Source organism: Streptomyces sp. LARHCF249, assembly GCF_052871255.1.
This window is the reverse complement of sequence record NZ_JBIXJQ010000007.1, coordinates 297,640-315,250: the sequence shown is the minus strand read 5'-3', so window position 1 is coordinate 315,250 and position 17,611 is coordinate 297,640. Positions and strand designations below refer to the sequence as shown.

Sequence of the window (17,611 nt, the reverse complement as noted above, 5' to 3'; positions counted from 1 at the left end):
GCACCCACAACCTTTGACCTGCGGATACACGGAAGAAGCACGGGGCCTCCGGAGCCGTGTGCGCAGGTTCGAATCCTGCCGGGGGCACTTCGCAGGAAGTGCCCAAAGACCCCGCCATCAGCGAGAACGCTGAGAACGGGGTCTTCGCGTATGCGCAGCCAACTGCCGCCGTAGGTCGCCCAATGTCAGGACCTGCGCACTACTCGTAGGCAGGATCTTGGCCCACAGGTGGGGGCCCCGGCGGGTCGAAAGGCTCATTCGCCGTCGCGCACCGGGTGAGCGTATGACACCTGGCTGGGCGCTCAATCGGTCGGTGGCTCAGGCCAACCAGCGCGCCCGGGGCAGAAGTACGCCTAGGGCACCGCTGAGTCCGAAGAGAATCGGGGAGACGAACTCACCCGGTACACCGGCCGAGATGAACAGGCTCGCGAGCACGATCAGGATCGTGATGACCACAGCGGCCTGCCAGACGGTCTGCCGCCGTGTCGCACGGCTCGGCGCTGTTCGCCGATCCTCGGGAAGGTCTTCCCACCCGAGCGCCGGAATGATCAGCCGGTCCTGACAGACATCCGCCAGCACACCGGAGACGAGGGACAGCACTCGCGCGTGAGCGTCCCGCACCGCGTCACTTCCATGGGCGTCGCAGGCTGGTTCACCGGCCGCCAGTCGATACTGCTCCAGCAACTCCTGCACATGCGCCGCGTACACATGGATCTGCGCCTCTCGCCGCGCTCTGCCCACGCGGTCCCCGCCGAGGACCGCATGGCGCGCCAGCCGTTCCAACGCGAGACAGAACTCCTCGACGGCGCGGAAGGACCAGTCCACGGGGAAGTACGCCGTCGGCCGGCGATCTCTGCCTCTGAGGGATTCCAGCAGAGTCCTGACCCGGCCCTCCGCGCTGTCCGGCAGCAGCACCAGCGCCTCCAGGGCTGCGACGCCTCGGCACGTAGCTTCTCCGTAGGGATCCGCCCTGCGTCGCGACGCCGCCTCGGCGACTGTCGCGCCGGCTGCCAAGCCCGCGCTGATGGCTGCGCCGGCCGGTCGCAGAGGGCCGCCCCATCCTCCCAATGTTCCGTAGAGCATGAGACCTGCGGCCAGGTTGGCCGGGCCGTACAGCCACACTCGAGCGACCGCCCAGCGCCTGGACGCGGTAACTCGTACAGCGAGCGCGGCAGCCTCCGGTAGGCCGGCCCGCGCGCCGTCCGCGGCCGAGAGCGCCGTCTGCAGATCCTCGATACGCCTCCGTGTCGACCGGCTTCGGTGCAGGGGACCGGAGGTCAACCATCCTCCGGGACGTCAGCGTGCGCAGAGGACGAAACCCGTGGTGATGAGCAGAAGGGCGGGTATCCAGGTAGTGCTGACGTTCTCACGACTTCCGCGGCATGAGGGCCGGCATCCCGGTCAAGGCCTGGGCATGTGGGTGGGAGGACGCCATCACGCGTTTTCGGCACTCCCGTTCCCGGGGTGGAAGTTCACATCCGCGCAACGGCCTGCCGATGGATGCGCCGCTCCACCGGACTGTTGATGCAGGCCTGTTCGCGATCGACCCAGTGACGCACGAGGTCCACGCCCTCCCCGGTGGAACGACCAAGATCGGAATGGGGGCCGCCGCCCATGAGACCACAACCTGTGGCATCGGCAGGTGAGAAGCGCGCTGAGTCCGGTGGTCTGTACGAGGAGGGTGGGGGTGGGTCTGTGGGTTTGGGGGGTGGGTCGGGGTGGGGAGCGTGCGTAGGGTGGGTGTGAGGCCGCATAGTGCCGTTGACCTGGTGCTTTGCGGGAGGCAGCGGGTAGAGGATGGGGCGGCACCGATGCGTGAGTTGGTGGAGACGGCGCGGCAGTGGGTGGCCGAGGGGCGGGCTGGGTATCTGGCGCGGCCCGTGACCGAGCAGGGGTTCGGGCCGCGGGATCCGGCCGGGGCCGTGCTCGTCGATGCGGCGCGGGGGGAGTGTGCCGGCGCGCTGTACCGGGGGGTCTTTGATGCCGAGCTCGTCGCCGAGGCCGGAGCCATGGGGGCCGGGGACACCGCGCGGGTGTGCGAGGTGTCCGTGCGCGGGGCCGAGGCCGTGGAGGCGAAGCTGACCTGTGGCGGGCAGGCCGAGGTGCTGCTCCAGCCGCTGTCGGCGATCCCGGCCGAGTGGTGGGAGCTGCTCGCGGAAGGGGTCGGGGTGGCGTTGGTGACCCGGCTGAAGGAGGGTGCCGATCAGGCCGTCAGCGAGGTCGTGCGGGCCGGCGATGTGGCGCGTGACGATGCCGGGCGGCGGGCCGGGGAGCTGCTGGGTACGCGGCGGGCCGGGCGGGACGCCTTGTACGGGGAGTCCGGGCTGGTGCTGGTGGAGGCGTACCCGTCGGCTCCGTACGTGGTGATCGGCGGGGGCGGGGAGCTGGCCGGGATCATCGAGCGGCAGGCGCTGCTGCTGGGCTGGGAGGCCGTGCTGGTCGACGGTACGGACGAGGCCGCGAAGGTGCTCCGGGCGCGGCGGGACGCCGCGTGCGTGGTCATGCTCAGCCACGACGAGGAGTTCGACGTGCCGACGCTGCGCCTGGCGCTCGCGCTCGGGGTTCCGTACGTCGGTGCGCTCGGCTCGCGCCGGACGACCGCGCGGCGGCGGGAAGGGCTGGTCGCGGCCGGGGTGGGCGAGGCCCAACTGGCCCGGGTGCACGGGCCGATCGGCCTGGATCTCGGCGCGCGGACCCCGGCGGAGACCGCGCTGGCGATCTGTGCCGAGATCCTGGGGGTGCTGGGGGGACGCGAGCTCGAGACCCTGCGGGATACGGACGGGCCCATCAACTCCTGAGCGCGGGCAGCGCCGGATACCCGGCCGGGCCGAGCGGCGGATGCCGAGGACGCGGTCACCGAGGACGCGGTCACGGGGACCTGCCGGCCGCTCGGGACCGGGTCAGGCCTGTACCGCGTACCGGCGGGGGCGCGTGAGAGCGGCCCCGGGCGGGCAGGCGCCTACGAGCCCGGCGGGCTTCCATCGGCTGCTTCTGGCGCGTACCCCTGATGGCCCAAGGTATCCCGGGCAGAACAGCGCATATCGCTCCGAAGTGCGGGAAAATGGATCCCATGGACACGATCCTGAGCGTGGACTCGACCTTGACCGACATCGCCTGGTTCCTGGTCGTCGGGATTATCGTCGCGGGCTTCCTGCTCGCCGGCTTCAAGCTGGGTCAGCGGGTCCGGGCCAAGGAGCCTCCGCCGCCCGACCCCGAGAGCCAGCCCCACCTGCCGAACGGCGGAGCCGTCCACGAGGTCCGAGAGGAGCGGGACCACGTGGAGATCCCCGAGGGCGGCCTGCGGCCGCACGAGATGCAGGGCTACGGAAACTTCGGCTCGACCACTTCCAGCCATCCGGACGAGGTCCGCAAGGCGCGCGAGTCCGGTCACCAGCACGTGGAGGGGCCCGGTCCGCATCCACAGCCCGGGGCTCCCCCGGACGCGGGGCGCGGCGCGCACAGCTGACGTCCCGCGCACTCGCTCGCCCCCCCTCTGGCCCGCGCCGCCCCCCGCGCGGGTCAGAGGTCCGTCCGCAGCCGCAGCACCTCCGGCGGCGGGTGCCGGGTCGAGGTGTGCCGGACCTCCGCCGTCAGGGGCGGGTCGAGCGGCCGGAAGGACACCTCGCCGAGCCCGATCGCGGTGGCGGTCGCCGTCTCCGGGGCTGCCGCCGCCCGCCCCGACACCGCCTCCGCCACCTCCGCGCGCAGGGCCGCCGTCAGCGGGCTCGACACCAGCGGGGTCTCGTCCCCGACCGGCAGGACGAGCACCAGGGCGAGCGGCCGGCGCGGGGTGCCGGTGTAGCCGACCACCGCCGCGTCGCGCACGTCCGTGTGCCGCAGCTTCTGCCAGCCGCGCCGCCCGGCGGGATAGGTCTGGTCCAGCCGTTTGACGACCAGGCCCTCGATGCCGCTGGCGGGCAGGGCGTCGTACCAGGTGGCCGCCACTTCCGGATCGGTGGTCATCGGCACGGGCTGCAGCGGCGGTCCGAGCGGCAGCAGGAGGTCCACCAGGAGGGCCCGGCGGCGCTCGTACGCGCGCCCGCGCAGGTCCAGCCCGGCCAGTTCCAGCACGTCGAAGGCGGCGTACGAGGCCGGCAGCGTCTGCGCCAGTACGGCGGCCCGCGCGGCCGTGGCCGCCGCCCGGCGCTGCACCAGCGCGAACTCCGTCCGGCCCTTGTGCCAGACCACCACCTCGCCGTCCAGGACCGTACCGGCGGGCAACTTCCGTGCGGCCGCCTCGAGATCGGGGAAGGCGCTGGTCACGATCCGGCCGGAGCGCGCCTGGAGCACGACGTCGGTCGCGGAGCGCGCGATGACGAGGCGGTGGCCGTCGAACTTCGGCTCGTACGCCAGGCCCGCGCCGCGCGGGAGGGTCCGTACGGCGGCGGCCAGCGCAACGCGGATCACGGCCGGCCTCCTCGCTTTCCCGGCAGCCGGCCGGCCCGGTCGGGGTGGGTCAGGGGGGCGAAGAGGTCCCCGTCGCGCTCGAGCCGCGGGGGGATGTCGTCGGCGAGGAAGACCAGGTCGGAAGGGCGCCGGCAGGCCCGGACCTCCTCCCAGGACACCGGCGCGGAGACGGTCGGCCGGGCCCGCGCGCGCAGGGTGTAGGGCGCGGCGGTGGTCTTGGCGGCGGCGTTCTGGCTGTGGTCGACGAAGACCTTGCCGGGGCGCAGCGCCTTGGCCATGCGGTGGACGACCAGGTCGGGGAGCTCGCGCTCGGCCTCCTGGGCGAGCTGTTTCGCGTACGCCGACACCTGCTCGGAGGGGGTCGGCTCGAGCGGCACGGCCAGGTGCAGGCCCTTGGAGCCGGAGGTCTTGGCGTACGCGTCCAGGCCGTCGGCGGCGAGGCGGTCGCGCAGCCAGAGCGCGGCGGCGCAGCACTCGACGACGGAGGCGGGCGCGCCGGGGTCGAGGTCGAGGACCATGCGGTCGGCGACGGCGGGGCTGCCGGCGGTCCACTGGGGGGTGTGGAACTCGACGACGAGGTTGGCGGACCACATGAGGGTGGCCAGGTCGGCGACGACCACCTGTTTGGCCGTGAGGTCTTCGGAGCGGGGCACGGGGGTGGTTTTCACCCAGTCGGGCGTACCGGGCGGCGGGTTCTTGGTGAAGAAGAGCTGCCCCTCCGGGCCGTCGGGATAGCGCAGGAAGGACACCGGGCGGTCGTGGATGTGGGCGAGGAGGGAGCCCGCGATGGTGGCGTAGTAGTGCAGCACCTCGCCCTTGGTGAAGCCGGTCTCGGGGTAGAGCACCTTGTCGAGATTGCTGAGCGGGATGCGACGGCCCTCCACCACTGTGATCGGCGTCATACGATGAGATTGCCACGAAACAGGAGGAACCGTGCGATCCATTTGGAATGGGGCGATCTCCTTCGGGTTGGTCAGCATTCCGATCAAGCTCGTGAACGCCACCGAGAGCCACTCGATCTCCTTCCGCCAGATCCACCTCGAGGACGGCGGGCGGATCCGCTACCGCAAGGTGTGCGAGCTGGACGGCGAGGAGGTGCCGGGCGCCGAGATCGGGAAGGGGTACGAGGAGGCGGACGGGTCGATCATCCCGATCACGGACGAGGACCTCGCGCAGCTGCCGATCGCGACCGCCAGGACGATCGAGATCATGTCGTTCGTGCCGGCGGACGAGATCGATCCGCTGCAGATGGACGCGGCGTACTACCTCGCGGCGAACGGGGCGACGGCGGCGAAGCCCTACACCCTGCTGCGGGAGGCGTTGAAGCGGAGCCGGAAGGTCGCGATCGCCAAGTACGCGCTGCGGGGGCGGGAGCGGCTGGGCATGCTGCGGGTCGTGGACGACGTGATCGCGATGCACGGGCTGTTGTGGCCGGACGAGATCCGGGCGCCGGAGGGGGTGGCTCCGGAGGCGGACGTGACGGTACGGGCGGCCGAACTCGACCTGGCGGACGCGCTGATGGCGACGTTGGGAGAGGTTGAGCTGTCCTCGCTGCACGACGACTACCGGGACGCCGTGGAGGCGATGATCGCGGCGAAGGCGGGTGGTGCGTTCGAACCGTCCGAGGCCGTCGTGGAGCCGGCCGGGGGCCAGGTGATCGACCTGATGGCGGCGCTGGAGAAGAGCGTGAAGGCGGCCAAGGCTTCGCGGGGGGAGGCGGATGCGGCGGGCGCGGGCACGGCCGATGCCGAGGCCGAGGTGACGCCGATCCGGGGGCGGAAGAAGACGGCTGCGGCTGCGCCGAAGGCAGTGGGCGGGAAGAAGTCGACGGCGGCGTCGGCGAAGAAGACGGCGTCGGGTACGGCGAAGAAGACCGCCGGGGCGGCGAAGTCGACGGCCAAGTCGACCGCGAAGACCGCCAAGTCGACGGCGAAGACGGCCAAGTCCACGGCGAGGACGACCAAGTCGACCTCGGCAGCCGCCAAGAAGACGGTCGGCTCCGCGAAGAAGACGACGCCGGCCCGAAAGCGAACCTCGGCCTGAGCCGGCGTGCCGGGGCGCGCCCGGGCCGGGGCCTGGGCCTGGACCTGGACCTGCGGCGCTCTCCCCTGCTGGGGGTCCGCTTACCCGACCGCGGAGTCGGCTGTGGGGCCCAGCCAGGTTCTTGTGTCGCGGGCCAGGGTGAACAGGGCTTCGACGTCCGGGGGTTTGAGGGCCGCGGGGGCGGAGGCGAGGTCCGCGGCGGCCGTGGGCGGCTGGAGGATGCGGACGTCGCGGAGGGTGGGGGCCACCTCGACGCGGGAGGCGTCGACCACGGCCAGGGCCGGGGTGACCTGGGCCGTCAGGGCCCGGGCGGCGCGGGCTGCCGCGCGGCGGGTCCAGCGGGGGTCCGGGCGGGGCTGCGTGCGGCCGACCGTGAGCAGGAGGTCGCCGGCCACCACGCGCTGGCGGCGGCCCGGGACCGTACGGACGCAGAAGATCCCGGCCGGGCCGATCAGGAGGTGGTCGATGCGGCCCAGTCCCGGGACCGGGACGCAGTGCAGGATCCGCCAGCCGTCCGCCTCCAGGGCGTCGAAGGTGTCCCCCGTGCGCTGCTGGGCCAGCAGGTCCTGGCGCAGCCGGTGCCGTGCCCGGGTGCCCGCCGGGCCGTGTTCCAGTTCGCCCAGCAGGGCCTCGGCGGGGCGGTTCGGGGCCAGGTCCGCGTCCGGCGGGAGGGCGAGGCCGGCCCGCTCGGCGGCCGAGGGGACGGGCGGGGGCCCGATCGAGACCGTTCCGGTGAGGTAGGGCCGCAACACGGTGAGGATCGCCTCGCGGTGGGCGTCCTCGAGGACGCTGATCCGGTTCGCCTGCCGGTCGTACCAGGCCACCGCGCGCCCGTCGGGCAGATTGACATACAACCGGCCCCGGCCGGCCCGGCCGCCCGGCAGTACCCTGAGTCCCTTCATGGGTCCTCACCCCCGCCGTCCATGGGAGCAGCCGGGGCGCCGCAGGGCAATCCCCCCGCCGTGTAACGACTCTGACGTGACCCTGCGACATCGCTGTTACAAGAACGGGGCTCTGCCGCAACGGCCGGCGCCTAGGTTTGTCCCACTAGGACCGACCAGGGCCGAGTTGAGCCGACCAGCACCGAAGGGTTCCCCCGTGAGCACCGTCAGCCGCCGCACTCTCGTTCGCGCCGCCGCCGTGACCGCATGCGCCGGAAGCCTGCTGGCGCTGCCCACCGCCGCCGCCCTCGCCGAGGGAGTGCCCGCGGCCTCGTCCGCCCACTCCGCGGGACCGCAGGCGACGCTGGTGAAGAGCCTCACCCTGGCGGACGGCACCTCCACCGCGAACGTGTACCGGGTCGCCGGGGGCGCGTACCGGGCCGACATCCTGACCGCCGGGGGCCACAAGGCCACCACCCTGACGAGCCGTGAGGGCATCACGGGCTTCGGCGGCGCCGGGGACCTGCACGCCGCGCTGGAGTCCGACGGGCGGCTGACGTCCTGGATGGGCGGCGACGTACCCGCGGAGGGCCGCGCCCATGCCGTCGCGGGCGACGGGTACAAGACCGGCACCCGCACCGGGCGGGTCGTCCCCGCGTCGGCGCACAAGGAGGCGGCGCGCACGGAGGCGGGCGGCGAGAGCCGGACCGCCGCCACCGGCCCGGCCGAGTCGCTGCGCCTGAACACGCTGGCCGACGGACCGGGCGAGGGTGTGTTCCTGCTCGCCGCGGGCGGCGGTATCGCGGCCGTCGGCGCCGCCGGACTCGGTTTCGCGATGCTGCGGCGCGGGCGGACCGAGAGCTGACCGAGAGCCGGCCGAGAGCTGACCGAGGCCGGACCCAGAGCCGACCGAGAGCCGGCCGAGCGCGGTCCGGGAGCGGTCCGGCCAAAAGCAGTAGGCGAAAAGGGCAAACCTCCGCATAAGGTTGACGAGTCCCCATGACCCGAAGGTCATACCGCTGCGGACATGGAGGACTCTGGGGTCTGTGAAAACGTTTCCCTTCCGCTCGGCCGCCGCCTCCGTCCCGCGGGCGCTCGCACTGACCGGTCTGCTCGCCGTGCTGCTGCCCCTGGTGGCGGGGTGCGGCGACGCCGGCGGGCTGGTCGCCGCGGGTTCGACGCCGACCGCGAGCGGGCCCGTACACCTGTGGCCCGACCGCCAGGGTGCCGTCGTACCGCCGGCCGATCCCGGTGGCGCCCCGCCCGAGTACGTCAAGGGAATCCCGCCCGTCCAGGACCAGGACGTGCACGCCGTGGACCCGGTGGCCCTCGTGCAGGCGGAGCTGCGGGCGCATCCGAAGACCGGCGCCGGCCCGGACGGGATGCCCGCGGAGACCGCCGCCGCGATCAGGAACTGCGGCAAGGACGGGGTGGAGCCGCAGGAGTGCCCGGTGCTGGCGCCGTACTACCGCGACCTCACCGGCAACGCCAAGGACGAGCTGATCGTCGGCATCGAGTACCCGGACAAGATGATGTCGGTGCGGGTGTACACGGCGGACGCCGACGGACGCCTCACCCGCATCATGGCGACGACCCAGACCGTCATCAACGTGGACCTGGCCGGGCGGGACGTGATCCTGCGGGCGCCCAGCGGGAACAACGGCTACGAGCTGATCACCGCCTGGTCCTGGGACGAGAAGCAGATGACGATGCTGCCGACGCGCGAGCAGATCGTCCGGGTGCCGGGCAGTCCGCAGGGACCGGCGAGTCCCGGCCACGGCCACGGCCCGGGCGCGGGGCACGGCGCGGGCCCGGGCAACGGCACCGGACCCGGCTCCGGTACGGGCCCCGGGACCGGCCCCCGGTCGAAGGCGACGGGCGCGCCCGACAGACCGGGCACGCCGTGAGACCCCGGCTGCCCGCCTGGACCGCCACGCTGACCTGGAAGTCCGCGTGTTTCATCGTGGTGATGTGCTGCGCGCTGGCGGCCGCGCTCGGCGCGCTGGTCCATGTGGAGGTGACCCGGCAGACCGTGGCCACGGCGCGCGAGAAGGCACTCGGGAAGCTGCACGACGCCTCGCGCGCGTACGAGGCCGGGGAGGCCCTGCCGCCCGATGCGGCCCTGGATCCCGTGGGGCTGCCGCCGAGGCTGCGGGCGCTGGCCCTGAGCGGGCAGCGCGGGACGATGGTGGGCGACCACCGGGACCGGCCGACGATGTGGGCGGCGGCTCCGGCGGACGGGCGGGCGCTGGCCGCGGGCATCGACTACGAGCAGAGCGCGCGCACGATCAGCGGGCTGGACAACGCGATCATCGGGTCGTCGGTCCTGGCGATCGGCGGAACGCTGCTGGTCGGCGCCTTCGCGGTGACCCGGGTGACGCGGCGGCTGCACCAGACGGCGACGGTGGCGCGCCGGATCACGCAGGGGGACCTCGACGCCCGGGTGGGCGACCCGCGGACGAAGGACCCCTCGCGGCACCAGGACGAAGTGGCGACGGTGGCCGGGGCGCTGGACACGATGGCGGGGAGCCTGCAGGCGAAGCTGGAGAGCGAGCGGCGGTTCACGGCGGACGTGGCGCACGAGCTGCGCACGCCGTTGACCGGGTTGCAGGCGGCGTCGGAGCTGTTGCCGGAGGGGCGGCCGACGGAGCTGGTGCGGGAGCGGGTACGGACGATGCGGCAGCTGACGGAGGACCTGCTGGAGATCTCGCGGCTGGACTCGGGCAGCGAGGTCGTGGAGACGGACCTGCACCAGCTGGGGCGGCTGGCGGGCCGGGTGGTACGGGCGTCCGGGACGCAGACGGAGGTCGTGGTCGTCCGGGACGCGCACGTGGAGACGGACCGGCGGCGGCTGGAGCGGGTGTTGGGCAATCTGGTGGCCAATGCGCACAAGCACGGCCGGGCGCCGGTGGTACTGACCGTGGACGGGCCGGTGGTGACGGTACGGGACCACGGCGACGGCTTCCCCGACTACCTGCTGGCGCACGGCCCGCAGCGGTTCCGCAGCGGCGGCAGGGGGCACGGGCTGGGCCTGACGATCGCGGTGGGCCAGGCGAAGGCGATCGGGGCCCGGCTGGAGTTCCGGGCGGCGCAGGGCGGCGGCGCGGAGGCGGCACTGACGCTTCCGGCGCCGGCGCCGATGCCTCCGGCGGAGCCCTGACCCCGCCCCGGCGGCAGCCCCCTCCGGTCACGGCACTAGGCGCGCGGCGGCTTTGTCCACGGCCAGCGGGGTCTCGGTTTCCGGCCCGAGGGACGGAAGGTGTACTTCCAGCCCTTCTGGAGGCCCAGGCGCTTGGAGTAGCCCGCCGGGACGCGTTCGTAGAGGAGCACCGTCGGCGGGCCCCCGTCCGGCGCCGGGACGGGGATCTCGTACCACTTCGGGGGATGGCCGGTCGGGCCGAGGAGGATCGGGAGGACCCGGCCGTCCATCGGGCCGCCCTCGAAGGGGGTCGGTTCGCTTCTCACCCCACCAGTGTCACAGGAGGTGGGCGGCCTCGGAGACCACCGGGATCACGCGGCGGGCCAGCACCCCGACCGGGCCGTCGGCCGATTCCAGGGCGAGGGCGGCACGCGCGGCGGCCGCCGTTTCCGGATCCGTGGCGGCGGTGGCCGTGAGCAGCGCGATGAACTGGTCCACCAGCCAGTCGCGGAGGGAGCCGACCTCCGGCTGCTTGCCCTCGTCGATCCAGATGAGGGAGGCCGCCTCGACCGCCGTGATCCACGTACGGACCATCATGCGCAGGCGGGGTCCGGGGGCCGCGACCCCCAGGTGGAAGAGGATCTGTTCGGCGGCGGACCGGCGGATGCCGTCGACCGTCGCCGTCGTGCGGGAGGTCTCCACGACGCTGCCGCCCTGCAGGAGGGCCGCGAAGCCGGTGTCGTGCTCGTCGACGAAGGCCAGGTAGCGGTCGAGGGCCCGGCTGAGGCGCTGGGTGAGCGGGCCCTGTTGCGGTTCCGCGAAGCACAGTTCGAGGAGGTCGGCCGCCGAGCGCAGGGCCGCCTCGTACAGCTGCTGCTTGCCGCCCGGGAAGTAGCGGTAGACGAGCGGGCGCGAGACCCCGGCGGCCTCGGCGACGTCGTCGAGGGAGACCTCCTCCGGCGCCCGGTGCGCGAACAGCGACAGGGCGGCGTCGAGGAGTTGGGCTCGCCGCTCCTCGACGCTCAGCCTGCGGTAGGCGCGTACGGTCATGCCCGCAGGGTAGACGACACCCCTACGCCAGGAGGCCCGAGCTCTTCCACAGCCTGCGGCCGACCCCGCGCATCACGCCGATGTCGTCGAGGAAGTCGGTGAGCCGCTTCGCGCCGGTCTGCATGACCTCGCGGCGGTGCCCGCTCGCCTTGACCTGGGCCACGGCTTCGCGGCGGTCGAGGCCGATGTTCTCGTAGACGGCCGGGTTCACGAAGGCCAGGGAGAAGACGCGGGCGGCCTCGCCGCAGCTGATGCGGGTGAGCTCCTGCTCCCAGCGCGGGGCCGTCAGCATCTGGCGGCGCAGTTCCTCGCGGGCGTACCGGACGTGCCGGGCCTCCTCGATGACGTGGATCCGGGTGACCCCGCGGACCAGCGGCTGGACCCGCTCGTCCGGGAAGGTCAGGCGCTGCATCCAGTCGAGGATCTCCTCGCCGAGGAGGGTGCAGGCGAAGGAGCCCGGGGTGGTGGAGACCGTCTTGAGGACGCGGGCGAGGTTGTGGTTGACGCGGGAGACCGGGTAGGCGGGGGCGCCGGCCTTCTGGATCATGCGGGCGAACATCATCGAGTGGCGGCACTCGTCGGCGATCTCGGTGAGCGCGTAGCGCACGTGGTTGCTGGTCAGGGACTTGTCGTAGATGTGGCGGACCAGGAGCTGCATGAGGATGATCTCGAACCAGATGCCGAGCGAGCCGAGTGCCGCCGCCTCGTGGCGGGAGAGGTCGATGCGCTGCTCCTCCCCCATCTTCTTCCAGATCGGGGTGTCGTAGAGGGAGAGCAGCTCCGGCGGCCAGTAGTACTTGCCCTCGATCACCGGGGCGTCCCAGTCGAGTTCCTTGTCGGGGTCGAAGGAGTGCTTGGCGGAGGATTCGAGCAGTCGTTCGGCGATCTGCTCGCGGTCCTTGAGGAGGCCGAGGGCGTCCCTCAGCGCGGCTCGATCGGTCACGGTCGTCATGGCTTCGGACACCTCGTCGTCGAGTTACCGGCGGTCACTGGTTATGAGACTGCTTGTCAGCAAGGTCGTCAATCCCCCGCGCACGACTTGTTGACCCCGCGTCTACCAACGTGTGACGCTGCCAACTGACCAGTCCTGTACGGCAGTACGTGACAAGGGGGCGTCAGTGTCGACGCACGAGCTCTACACCAAGGACCCGGGCGAGGGCGTCTGGCAGATCCCCTCCGCCGGCTCGGCCCGCTTCAGCTGGGAGTACGACGAGGGTCGCGAACGCCTCCTCGCGCTCTACCAGAAGGGCAAGGACAAGCAGTGGGACGGCGCCAAGCGCATCGACTGGGACGTCGAGGTGGACCCGTACGATCCGCTGGGCACCCCCGACGAGGTGCTGACCCTGTACGGGACGCGGCACTGGGCCAAGCTCACCGAGCGGGACAGGGGCGAGCTGCGCCGGCACTACGCCTCCTGGCAGTTCAGCCAGTTCCTGCACGGCGAGCAGGGCGCGATGGTGTGCGCGGCGCGGATCGTGGAGTCGGTGCCGGACCTGGACGCGAAGTTCTACTCCGCCACCCAGACCATGGACGAGGCCCGGCACGCCGAGATCTTCGGGCGCTTCCTGCACGAGAAGGTCGGGATGCTGTACCCGATCAACAACAGCCTCCAGGGGCTGCTGGGCGACACCTTGCGCGACTCCCGCTGGGACATGCCGTACCTGGGCATGCAGGTGCTCATCGAGGGGCTGGCGCTGGCCGCCTTCGGGATGATCCGCGACACGACCGACAAGCCGCTGCCGAAGCAGATCCTCGCGTACGTCATGCAGGACGAGGCCCGGCACGTGGCGTTCGGGCGGATGGCGCTGCGCGACTACTACAAGCAGTTGACGGACGCCGAGCTGCGCGAGCGCGAGGAGTTCGTGATCGAGGGCTGCTACCTGATGCGGGACCGCCTGCGCGGGGTGGAGGTGCTGGAGAACTTCGGCATCCCCAAGAAGGAGGCCGAGCAGTTCAGTGAGCAGTCGGAGTTCCTGGCCCTGTTCCGCAAGCTGCTGTTCAGCCGGATCGTGCCGTGCGTGAAGGACATCGGGCTGTGGGGCGAGCGGCTGCAGAAGGCGTACCTGGAGATGGGCGTCTTCGAGATGGGCGACTCCAACCTCGACCTGCTGATGAGCCAGGACGAGGAGATCGCCGAGGCCCTCGACCGCGAGCGGTTCGCGGCCGAGGAGTCCGAGCGGGTGGCGGAGGTACGCGCGGCGATCGCCGACGGAGCCGGCGCCCCCTAGAACCCCGGCGCCCCCTGGAGCACCACAGCCCTACGGCGCGATCGGCAGCTGCCGCTTGTGCTCGGTGAGCCGGTAGCGGCGGGTGATGATCTCGAAGGCGCGCGCGTCCACCGGCTTGCCCTCCAGGAAGTCGTCGATGTCGTCGTACGTGACGCCGAGCGCGTCCTCGTCGGCCTTGCCCGGGTCGAGGGTCTCCAGGTCGGCCGTCGGGGTCTTCCACACCAGCTCGGCGGGGGCGCCCAGGGCGTCCGCGACGGCGCGCACCCGGCGCTTGGTCAGACCGGTCAGCGGGACGAGGTCGGCGGCGCCGTCGCCGAACTTGGTGAAGAAGCCGGAGACCGCCTCGGCGGCGTGGTCGGTGCCGACGACCAGGCCGTCGTGCGCGCCGGCCACCGCGTACTGCGCGATCATGCGCTGGCGGGCCTTGATGTTGCCCTGGACGAAGTCCTGGTGGTGCGCGTCGCGGAAGGCCAGTCCGGCGGCGAGCGAGGCCGCGAGGGCGGCGTCGCTGGCCGGCTTCACGTCGACGGTCAGGACCTGGTCGGCGCGGATGAAGGAGAGGGCGAGCTGGGCGTCCTTCTCGTCGGCCTGGATCCCGTAGGGCAGGCGCATGGCGTAGAAGACGGCCTCGTGCCCGGCCGCCCGGGCCCGCTCCACGGCGAGCTGGCACAGCCGCCCCGCGGTGGTGGAGTCGACGCCGCCGCTGATGCCGAGGACCAGGGAGCGCAGGCCGGTCGAGGTGAGCCGCTCGGTGAGGAAGGCCACCCGGCGCTCGATCTCGCGCTCCGCGTCGAAGGTCTCGCTCACCAGGAGCTCCCGGGCGATCTCCTGCTGCAGTGCGGTGGACGCGGGCTCGCTCACGGCTGCTCCTCGGGGTCGTGCGTGGTGTCGTGCGTGGGGTACGCGGTTCGCTGCCTCCGAGACCTTAGTCGACGGCCCCGGAGCGGGCCCGGGTGGCTCCGGGGTGCGTCCGGGGGGCGCGGTCCGGGGGCGCGGTCCGGGGGCGCGGCTCCGCCGCCTGCGCCGCCGCCGGCCTTCAGTGCGCGGCCAGCGCCGCCTCCATCACCGCCCGGGCGATCGGCGCGGCGGCCAGGTTCCCGCTGATGTCCCCGCGGTTCGCCGCCGCGTCCTCGACCACCACCGCGACCGCGACGGCCGGCAGCGGCGCACCCTCGGCCTTGGCCCAGGAGATGAACCACGCGTACGGGGTCCCCGTGTTGCCGACGCCGTGTTGCGCGGTGCCGGTCTTCCCGCCGACCACCGCACCCGGGATCGCCGCGTTCTTGCCCGTCCCGTCCTCCACCACCTTCACCATCAGCTGCTGCATCCGCAGGGCCGTGGCCGGGTTCATGGCGCGGCCCAGGCTGCGCTGATGGCCGCGCCGCACCGGGGACCCGTCGTCCTGCGTGGTCCGGTCGACCAGATAGGGGGACGTGAGCTCGCCGCCGTTGGCGACCGCGGCCGCCACCATCGCCATCTGCAGGGGCGTGGCCCGGGTGTTGAACTGCCCGATCGCGGACAGGGCCAGCTGGTCCTGGCTCATGTCGGTGTCGAAGTTCGACCGCGACACCCACGACGGCACCCGCAGCCCGTCGCGGTTGAAGCCGAACCGCTCCGCCGCCTCCACCATGCCGCGCAGGCCGACCCGTACGCCGATCTTCGCCATCACCGTGTTGCAGGACCACTGCACCGCCTCCGCCATCGAGGCGTCCTGGCAGCCCGTGCCCGCGTTCGGCAGCAGCGTGCGGGTGCCGGGCAGCGGGTAGGGGTCGGGGGTCTCGGTGGGCGCGTCCACATCGGTGACCACGCCCGCGTCGAGGGCAGCCGCCGCCGTCACGATCTTGAAGGTGGAGCCGGGCGGGTAGGTTTCGCGCAGCGCCCGGTTGAGCATCGGCCGGGCGGGGTCCGCGTTCAGCCGCGCCCATTCCGCCTTGACCCGGGCGCCCGTACCGGAGAGCGCCGCGGGGTCGTAGGAGGGGCTGCTCACCAGCGCGAGGATCTTCCCGGTGGCCGGCTCCACGGCGGCCACCGCACCCCGTTTGCCCGCGAGACCCGCGTACGCGGCCAGCTGCACGCCGGCCCGGACGGTGGTGGCCGCGTTCCCGCCGGCCGGGCGGCCGCGCGTCAGGTCGTACCAGAGCGGGAAGGCCGAGAGGCCCGGGTCCGTGCCCGCGAGGAGCCCGTCCTCGGCGCGCTCCACGAAGCTGGTCCCGTAGGTCTGGGAGGAGAAGCCGGTGACGGGCGCATACAGCGGGCCGTGCGCGTACGTCCGCTCGTAGCGCAGCAGTTGGCCGCTGTCGCGGGAGCCGGTGACGGGGCGCCCGTCGACCAGGATGTCCCCGCGCGGCTGGGCGTAGCGCTCGATGGCGGGGCGCTTGTTGGCCGGGTTCGCGCCGTAGGCGGCGGACTCCCAGACCTGCACGCGGGCGATGTTGACCAGCAGGGCGACGAGCAGCAGGGCGCAGAAGTACGCGCACCAGCGGATGTAGCGGATCACTCGGGGGGCTCCTGCGGTGCGGGCCTGCGGGCGCTGTCGCTGAGCCGGACCAACAGGGCGACGATGATCCAGTTGGTGACGACGGAGGAGCCGCCCTGGGCCAGGAAGGGCATGGCCATGCCGGTCAGCGGGATCAGCCCGGTGACGCCGCCCGCGATGACGAACACCTGGAGCGCGACGATCGAGGCCAGGCCGGTGGCGAGCAGGCGGCCGAAGGGGTCGCGCAGGGCGAGCCCGGCGCGGAAGCCGCGGGCGACCAGGAGCCCGTAGAGGAGCAGGATCGCGGCGAGGCCGACCAGGCCGAGCTCCTCGCCGGCGGTGGCGAGGATGAAGTCCGACTTGGCGGCGAAGCCGATGAGGAAGGACTGGCCGTGGCCGAGCCCGGCGCCGAGCAGGCCGCCGGCGCCGAAGGCGAAGAGGGACTGGGCGAGCTGGCCGGGGCCTTCGCCGCGCTCGATGGAGGCGAAAGGATTCAGCCAGTCGTCCACGCGGCTGTTCACGTGCGGTTCGAAGGTCCCGACGGCGTAGGCGCCCAGCCCGGCCAGGACGAGGCCGATCGCGATCCAGCCGATCCGCCCGGTGGCCGTGAACAGCATGATCACGAACAGTCCGAAGAACAGCAGCGAGGTCCCGAGGTCCCGCTCCAGGACCAGTACGCCGACACTCAGCGCCCAGATCGCGAGGATCGGGCCGAGCACCCGCCCGGGCAGGAGGCGCAGCTTCCAGAAGAGCCGGCGGCCGGTGAGGGCGAGGGCGGTGCGGTTCGCGGCGAGGTAGGCGGCGAAGAAGACGGCGAGCAGGATCTTGGCGAACTCCCCCGGCTGGAAGGAGAGTCCGGCGAACCGGATCCAGATGTGGGCGCCGTTGACCGCCGGGAAGAAGACGGGGACGAGCATCAGCGCGAGGGCGGCGGCGACGGAGAGGTAGGCGTACCGCTGGAGCACCCGGTGGTCGCGCAGGACCACGACGGCGAGGACGAAGAGCGCCACCCCGAGGGCGGACCAGCGCAGCTGGTCCCCGGCGGCGAGGTGGCCGGGGGTGGTCGCGTCGAGGCGCTGGATGAGGACGAGGCCGAGCCCGTTGAGCAGGACGGCGATCGGGAGCACGAGGGGGTCGGCGTAGGGGGCCCGGAAGCGGACGGCGAGGTGCGCGAGCAGGGCGGCGACGGCGAGGCCGGCGGCGTAGCGGCCGGCGGGGCCGGGGATGCGGCCGGTGGTGGCGAGGCCGACGTAGAGGTGGCCGAGTACGGAGATCAGGACGGCGCCGGCGAGGAGCGTCAGCTCGACGCCGCGCCGCTTGGGGGCGCCGGCGTCGGGAGGCGGGGGCGGGGCGGGCTCCGCCACCTGTGCCGTCAGAGCGGTCATAG

18 protein-coding genes are annotated in these 17,611 nt (G+C 72.8%); 8 read left to right on the top strand and 10 right to left on the bottom strand.

What is annotated here, in order from left to right; all coding sequences use genetic code 11:
* Positions 1-318: 318 nt before the first annotated feature.
* Complete coding sequence (locus tag ACIPUC_RS22405) at positions 319-915, bottom strand: hypothetical protein (RefSeq protein ID WP_446591616.1); 597 nt, start codon at positions 913-915, stop codon at positions 319-321.
* A gap of 467 nt (positions 916-1,382) precedes the next feature.
* Here ACIPUC_RS22405 and ACIPUC_RS22400 point away from each other — a divergent pair, with 467 nt between their 5' ends.
* The 3 genes from ACIPUC_RS22400 to ACIPUC_RS22390 all read left to right on the top strand — a co-directional run bounded on the left by ACIPUC_RS22400 (position 1,383) and on the right by ACIPUC_RS22390 (position 3,466).
* Positions 1,383-1,646, top strand: a complete 264-nt coding sequence (locus ACIPUC_RS22400) for an HNH endonuclease (RefSeq protein ID WP_446591615.1) — start codon at positions 1,383-1,385, stop codon at positions 1,644-1,646.
* 165 nt (positions 1,647-1,811) lie between these two features.
* Positions 1,812-2,798 carry an XdhC family protein gene (locus tag ACIPUC_RS22395; RefSeq protein WP_446591614.1) on the top strand — a complete coding sequence of 329 codons (987 nt, stop codon included), beginning with the start codon at positions 1,812-1,814 and terminating at the stop codon, positions 2,796-2,798.
* A gap of 272 nt (positions 2,799-3,070) precedes the next feature.
* Positions 3,071-3,466: a DUF6479 family protein gene (locus ACIPUC_RS22390; RefSeq protein ID WP_446591612.1), complete on the top strand. Its 396-nt coding sequence runs from the start codon at positions 3,071-3,073 to the stop codon at positions 3,464-3,466.
* A gap of 53 nt (positions 3,467-3,519) precedes the next feature.
* Here the strand turns inward: ACIPUC_RS22390 and ACIPUC_RS22385 are convergent, their stop codons facing one another.
* Both ACIPUC_RS22385 and ligD read right to left on the bottom strand, forming a co-directional pair.
* A complete protein-coding gene (locus ACIPUC_RS22385) occupies positions 3,520-4,404 on the bottom strand; it encodes an ATP-dependent DNA ligase (RefSeq protein WP_446591887.1) in 885 nt (294 codons plus the stop codon).
* Positions 4,404-5,309, bottom strand: a complete 906-nt coding sequence (gene ligD, locus ACIPUC_RS22380; protein ID WP_446591611.1) for a non-homologous end-joining DNA ligase — start codon at positions 5,307-5,309, stop codon at positions 4,404-4,406. Before ligD ends, ACIPUC_RS22385 begins: the two co-directional genes overlap by 1 nt.
* A 31-nt stretch (positions 5,310-5,340) precedes the next feature.
* On the opposite strand from ligD, the gene ku reads away from it, so the two are divergent.
* Complete coding sequence (ku, locus tag ACIPUC_RS22375) at positions 5,341-6,450, top strand: non-homologous end joining protein Ku (protein ID WP_446591609.1); 1,110 nt, start codon at positions 5,341-5,343, stop codon at positions 6,448-6,450.
* Between the two features lie 80 nt (positions 6,451-6,530).
* Here ku and ACIPUC_RS22370 read toward each other — a convergent pair whose 3' ends face one another.
* Positions 6,531-7,352, bottom strand: a complete 822-nt coding sequence (locus ACIPUC_RS22370) for a nuclease-related domain-containing protein (RefSeq protein ID WP_446591607.1) — start codon at positions 7,350-7,352, stop codon at positions 6,531-6,533.
* A gap of 196 nt (positions 7,353-7,548) precedes the next feature.
* Here ACIPUC_RS22370 and ACIPUC_RS22365 point away from each other — a divergent pair, with 196 nt between their 5' ends.
* From ACIPUC_RS22365 to ACIPUC_RS22355, 3 genes are all read left to right on the top strand, one after another.
* Complete coding sequence (locus tag ACIPUC_RS22365) at positions 7,549-8,196, top strand: hypothetical protein (protein ID WP_446591606.1); 648 nt, start codon at positions 7,549-7,551, stop codon at positions 8,194-8,196.
* Between the two features lie 181 nt (positions 8,197-8,377).
* Positions 8,378-9,238 carry a hypothetical protein gene (locus ACIPUC_RS22360; RefSeq protein WP_446591605.1) on the top strand — a complete coding sequence of 287 codons (861 nt, stop codon included), beginning with the start codon at positions 8,378-8,380 and terminating at the stop codon, positions 9,236-9,238.
* On the top strand, positions 9,235-10,491 hold the full coding sequence (locus tag ACIPUC_RS22355) for a histidine kinase dimerization/phospho-acceptor domain-containing protein (RefSeq protein WP_446591604.1): 1,257 nt from the start codon (positions 9,235-9,237) through the stop codon (positions 10,489-10,491). The genes ACIPUC_RS22360 and ACIPUC_RS22355 overlap by 4 nt, the downstream gene beginning before the upstream one ends.
* Before the next feature lie 35 nt (positions 10,492-10,526).
* Here ACIPUC_RS22355 and ACIPUC_RS22350 read toward each other — a convergent pair whose 3' ends face one another.
* Genes ACIPUC_RS22350 through ACIPUC_RS22340 form a run of 3 tightly spaced genes read right to left on the bottom strand, consistent with a single transcriptional unit; the run spans position 10,527 to position 12,472 of the window.
* The gene (locus ACIPUC_RS22350; protein ID WP_446591603.1) at positions 10,527-10,796 is read right to left on the bottom strand and encodes a hypothetical protein; all 270 of its coding nucleotides are present in this window, start codon (positions 10,794-10,796) and stop codon (positions 10,527-10,529) included.
* Between the two features lie 10 nt (positions 10,797-10,806).
* Entirely contained in the window at positions 10,807-11,520 is a 714-nt protein-coding gene (locus tag ACIPUC_RS22345; protein WP_446591602.1) for a TetR/AcrR family transcriptional regulator, read from the bottom strand.
* Positions 11,521-11,542: 22 nt separating this feature from the next.
* A complete protein-coding gene (locus ACIPUC_RS22340; RefSeq protein ID WP_446591601.1) occupies positions 11,543-12,472 on the bottom strand; it encodes an AurF N-oxygenase family protein in 930 nt (309 codons plus the stop codon).
* Between the two features lie 166 nt (positions 12,473-12,638).
* Between ACIPUC_RS22340 and ACIPUC_RS22335 the strand changes: the two genes are divergently transcribed.
* Positions 12,639-13,748: a ferritin-like domain-containing protein gene (locus ACIPUC_RS22335; RefSeq protein ID WP_446591599.1), complete on the top strand. Its 1,110-nt coding sequence runs from the start codon at positions 12,639-12,641 to the stop codon at positions 13,746-13,748.
* A 30-nt stretch (positions 13,749-13,778) separates the two neighbouring features.
* On the opposite strand, the gene nadE is transcribed toward ACIPUC_RS22335, so the two are convergent.
* The 3 genes from nadE to ACIPUC_RS22320 form a co-directional block, all read right to left on the bottom strand.
* On the bottom strand, positions 13,779-14,609 hold the full coding sequence (gene nadE, locus ACIPUC_RS22330) for an ammonia-dependent NAD(+) synthetase (protein WP_446591598.1): 831 nt from the start codon (positions 14,607-14,609) through the stop codon (positions 13,779-13,781).
* Between the two features lie 175 nt (positions 14,610-14,784).
* Positions 14,785-16,245 (bottom strand): penicillin-binding transpeptidase domain-containing protein, encoded by a 1,461-nt coding sequence (locus tag ACIPUC_RS22325; RefSeq protein WP_446591596.1) that lies wholly within the window; start codon positions 16,243-16,245, stop codon positions 14,785-14,787.
* On the bottom strand, positions 16,242-17,609 hold the full coding sequence (locus ACIPUC_RS22320; RefSeq protein ID WP_446591595.1) for an FtsW/RodA/SpoVE family cell cycle protein: 1,368 nt from the start codon (positions 17,607-17,609) through the stop codon (positions 16,242-16,244). Before ACIPUC_RS22320 ends, ACIPUC_RS22325 begins: the two co-directional genes overlap by 4 nt.
* Positions 17,610-17,611 lie beyond the last annotated feature (2 nt).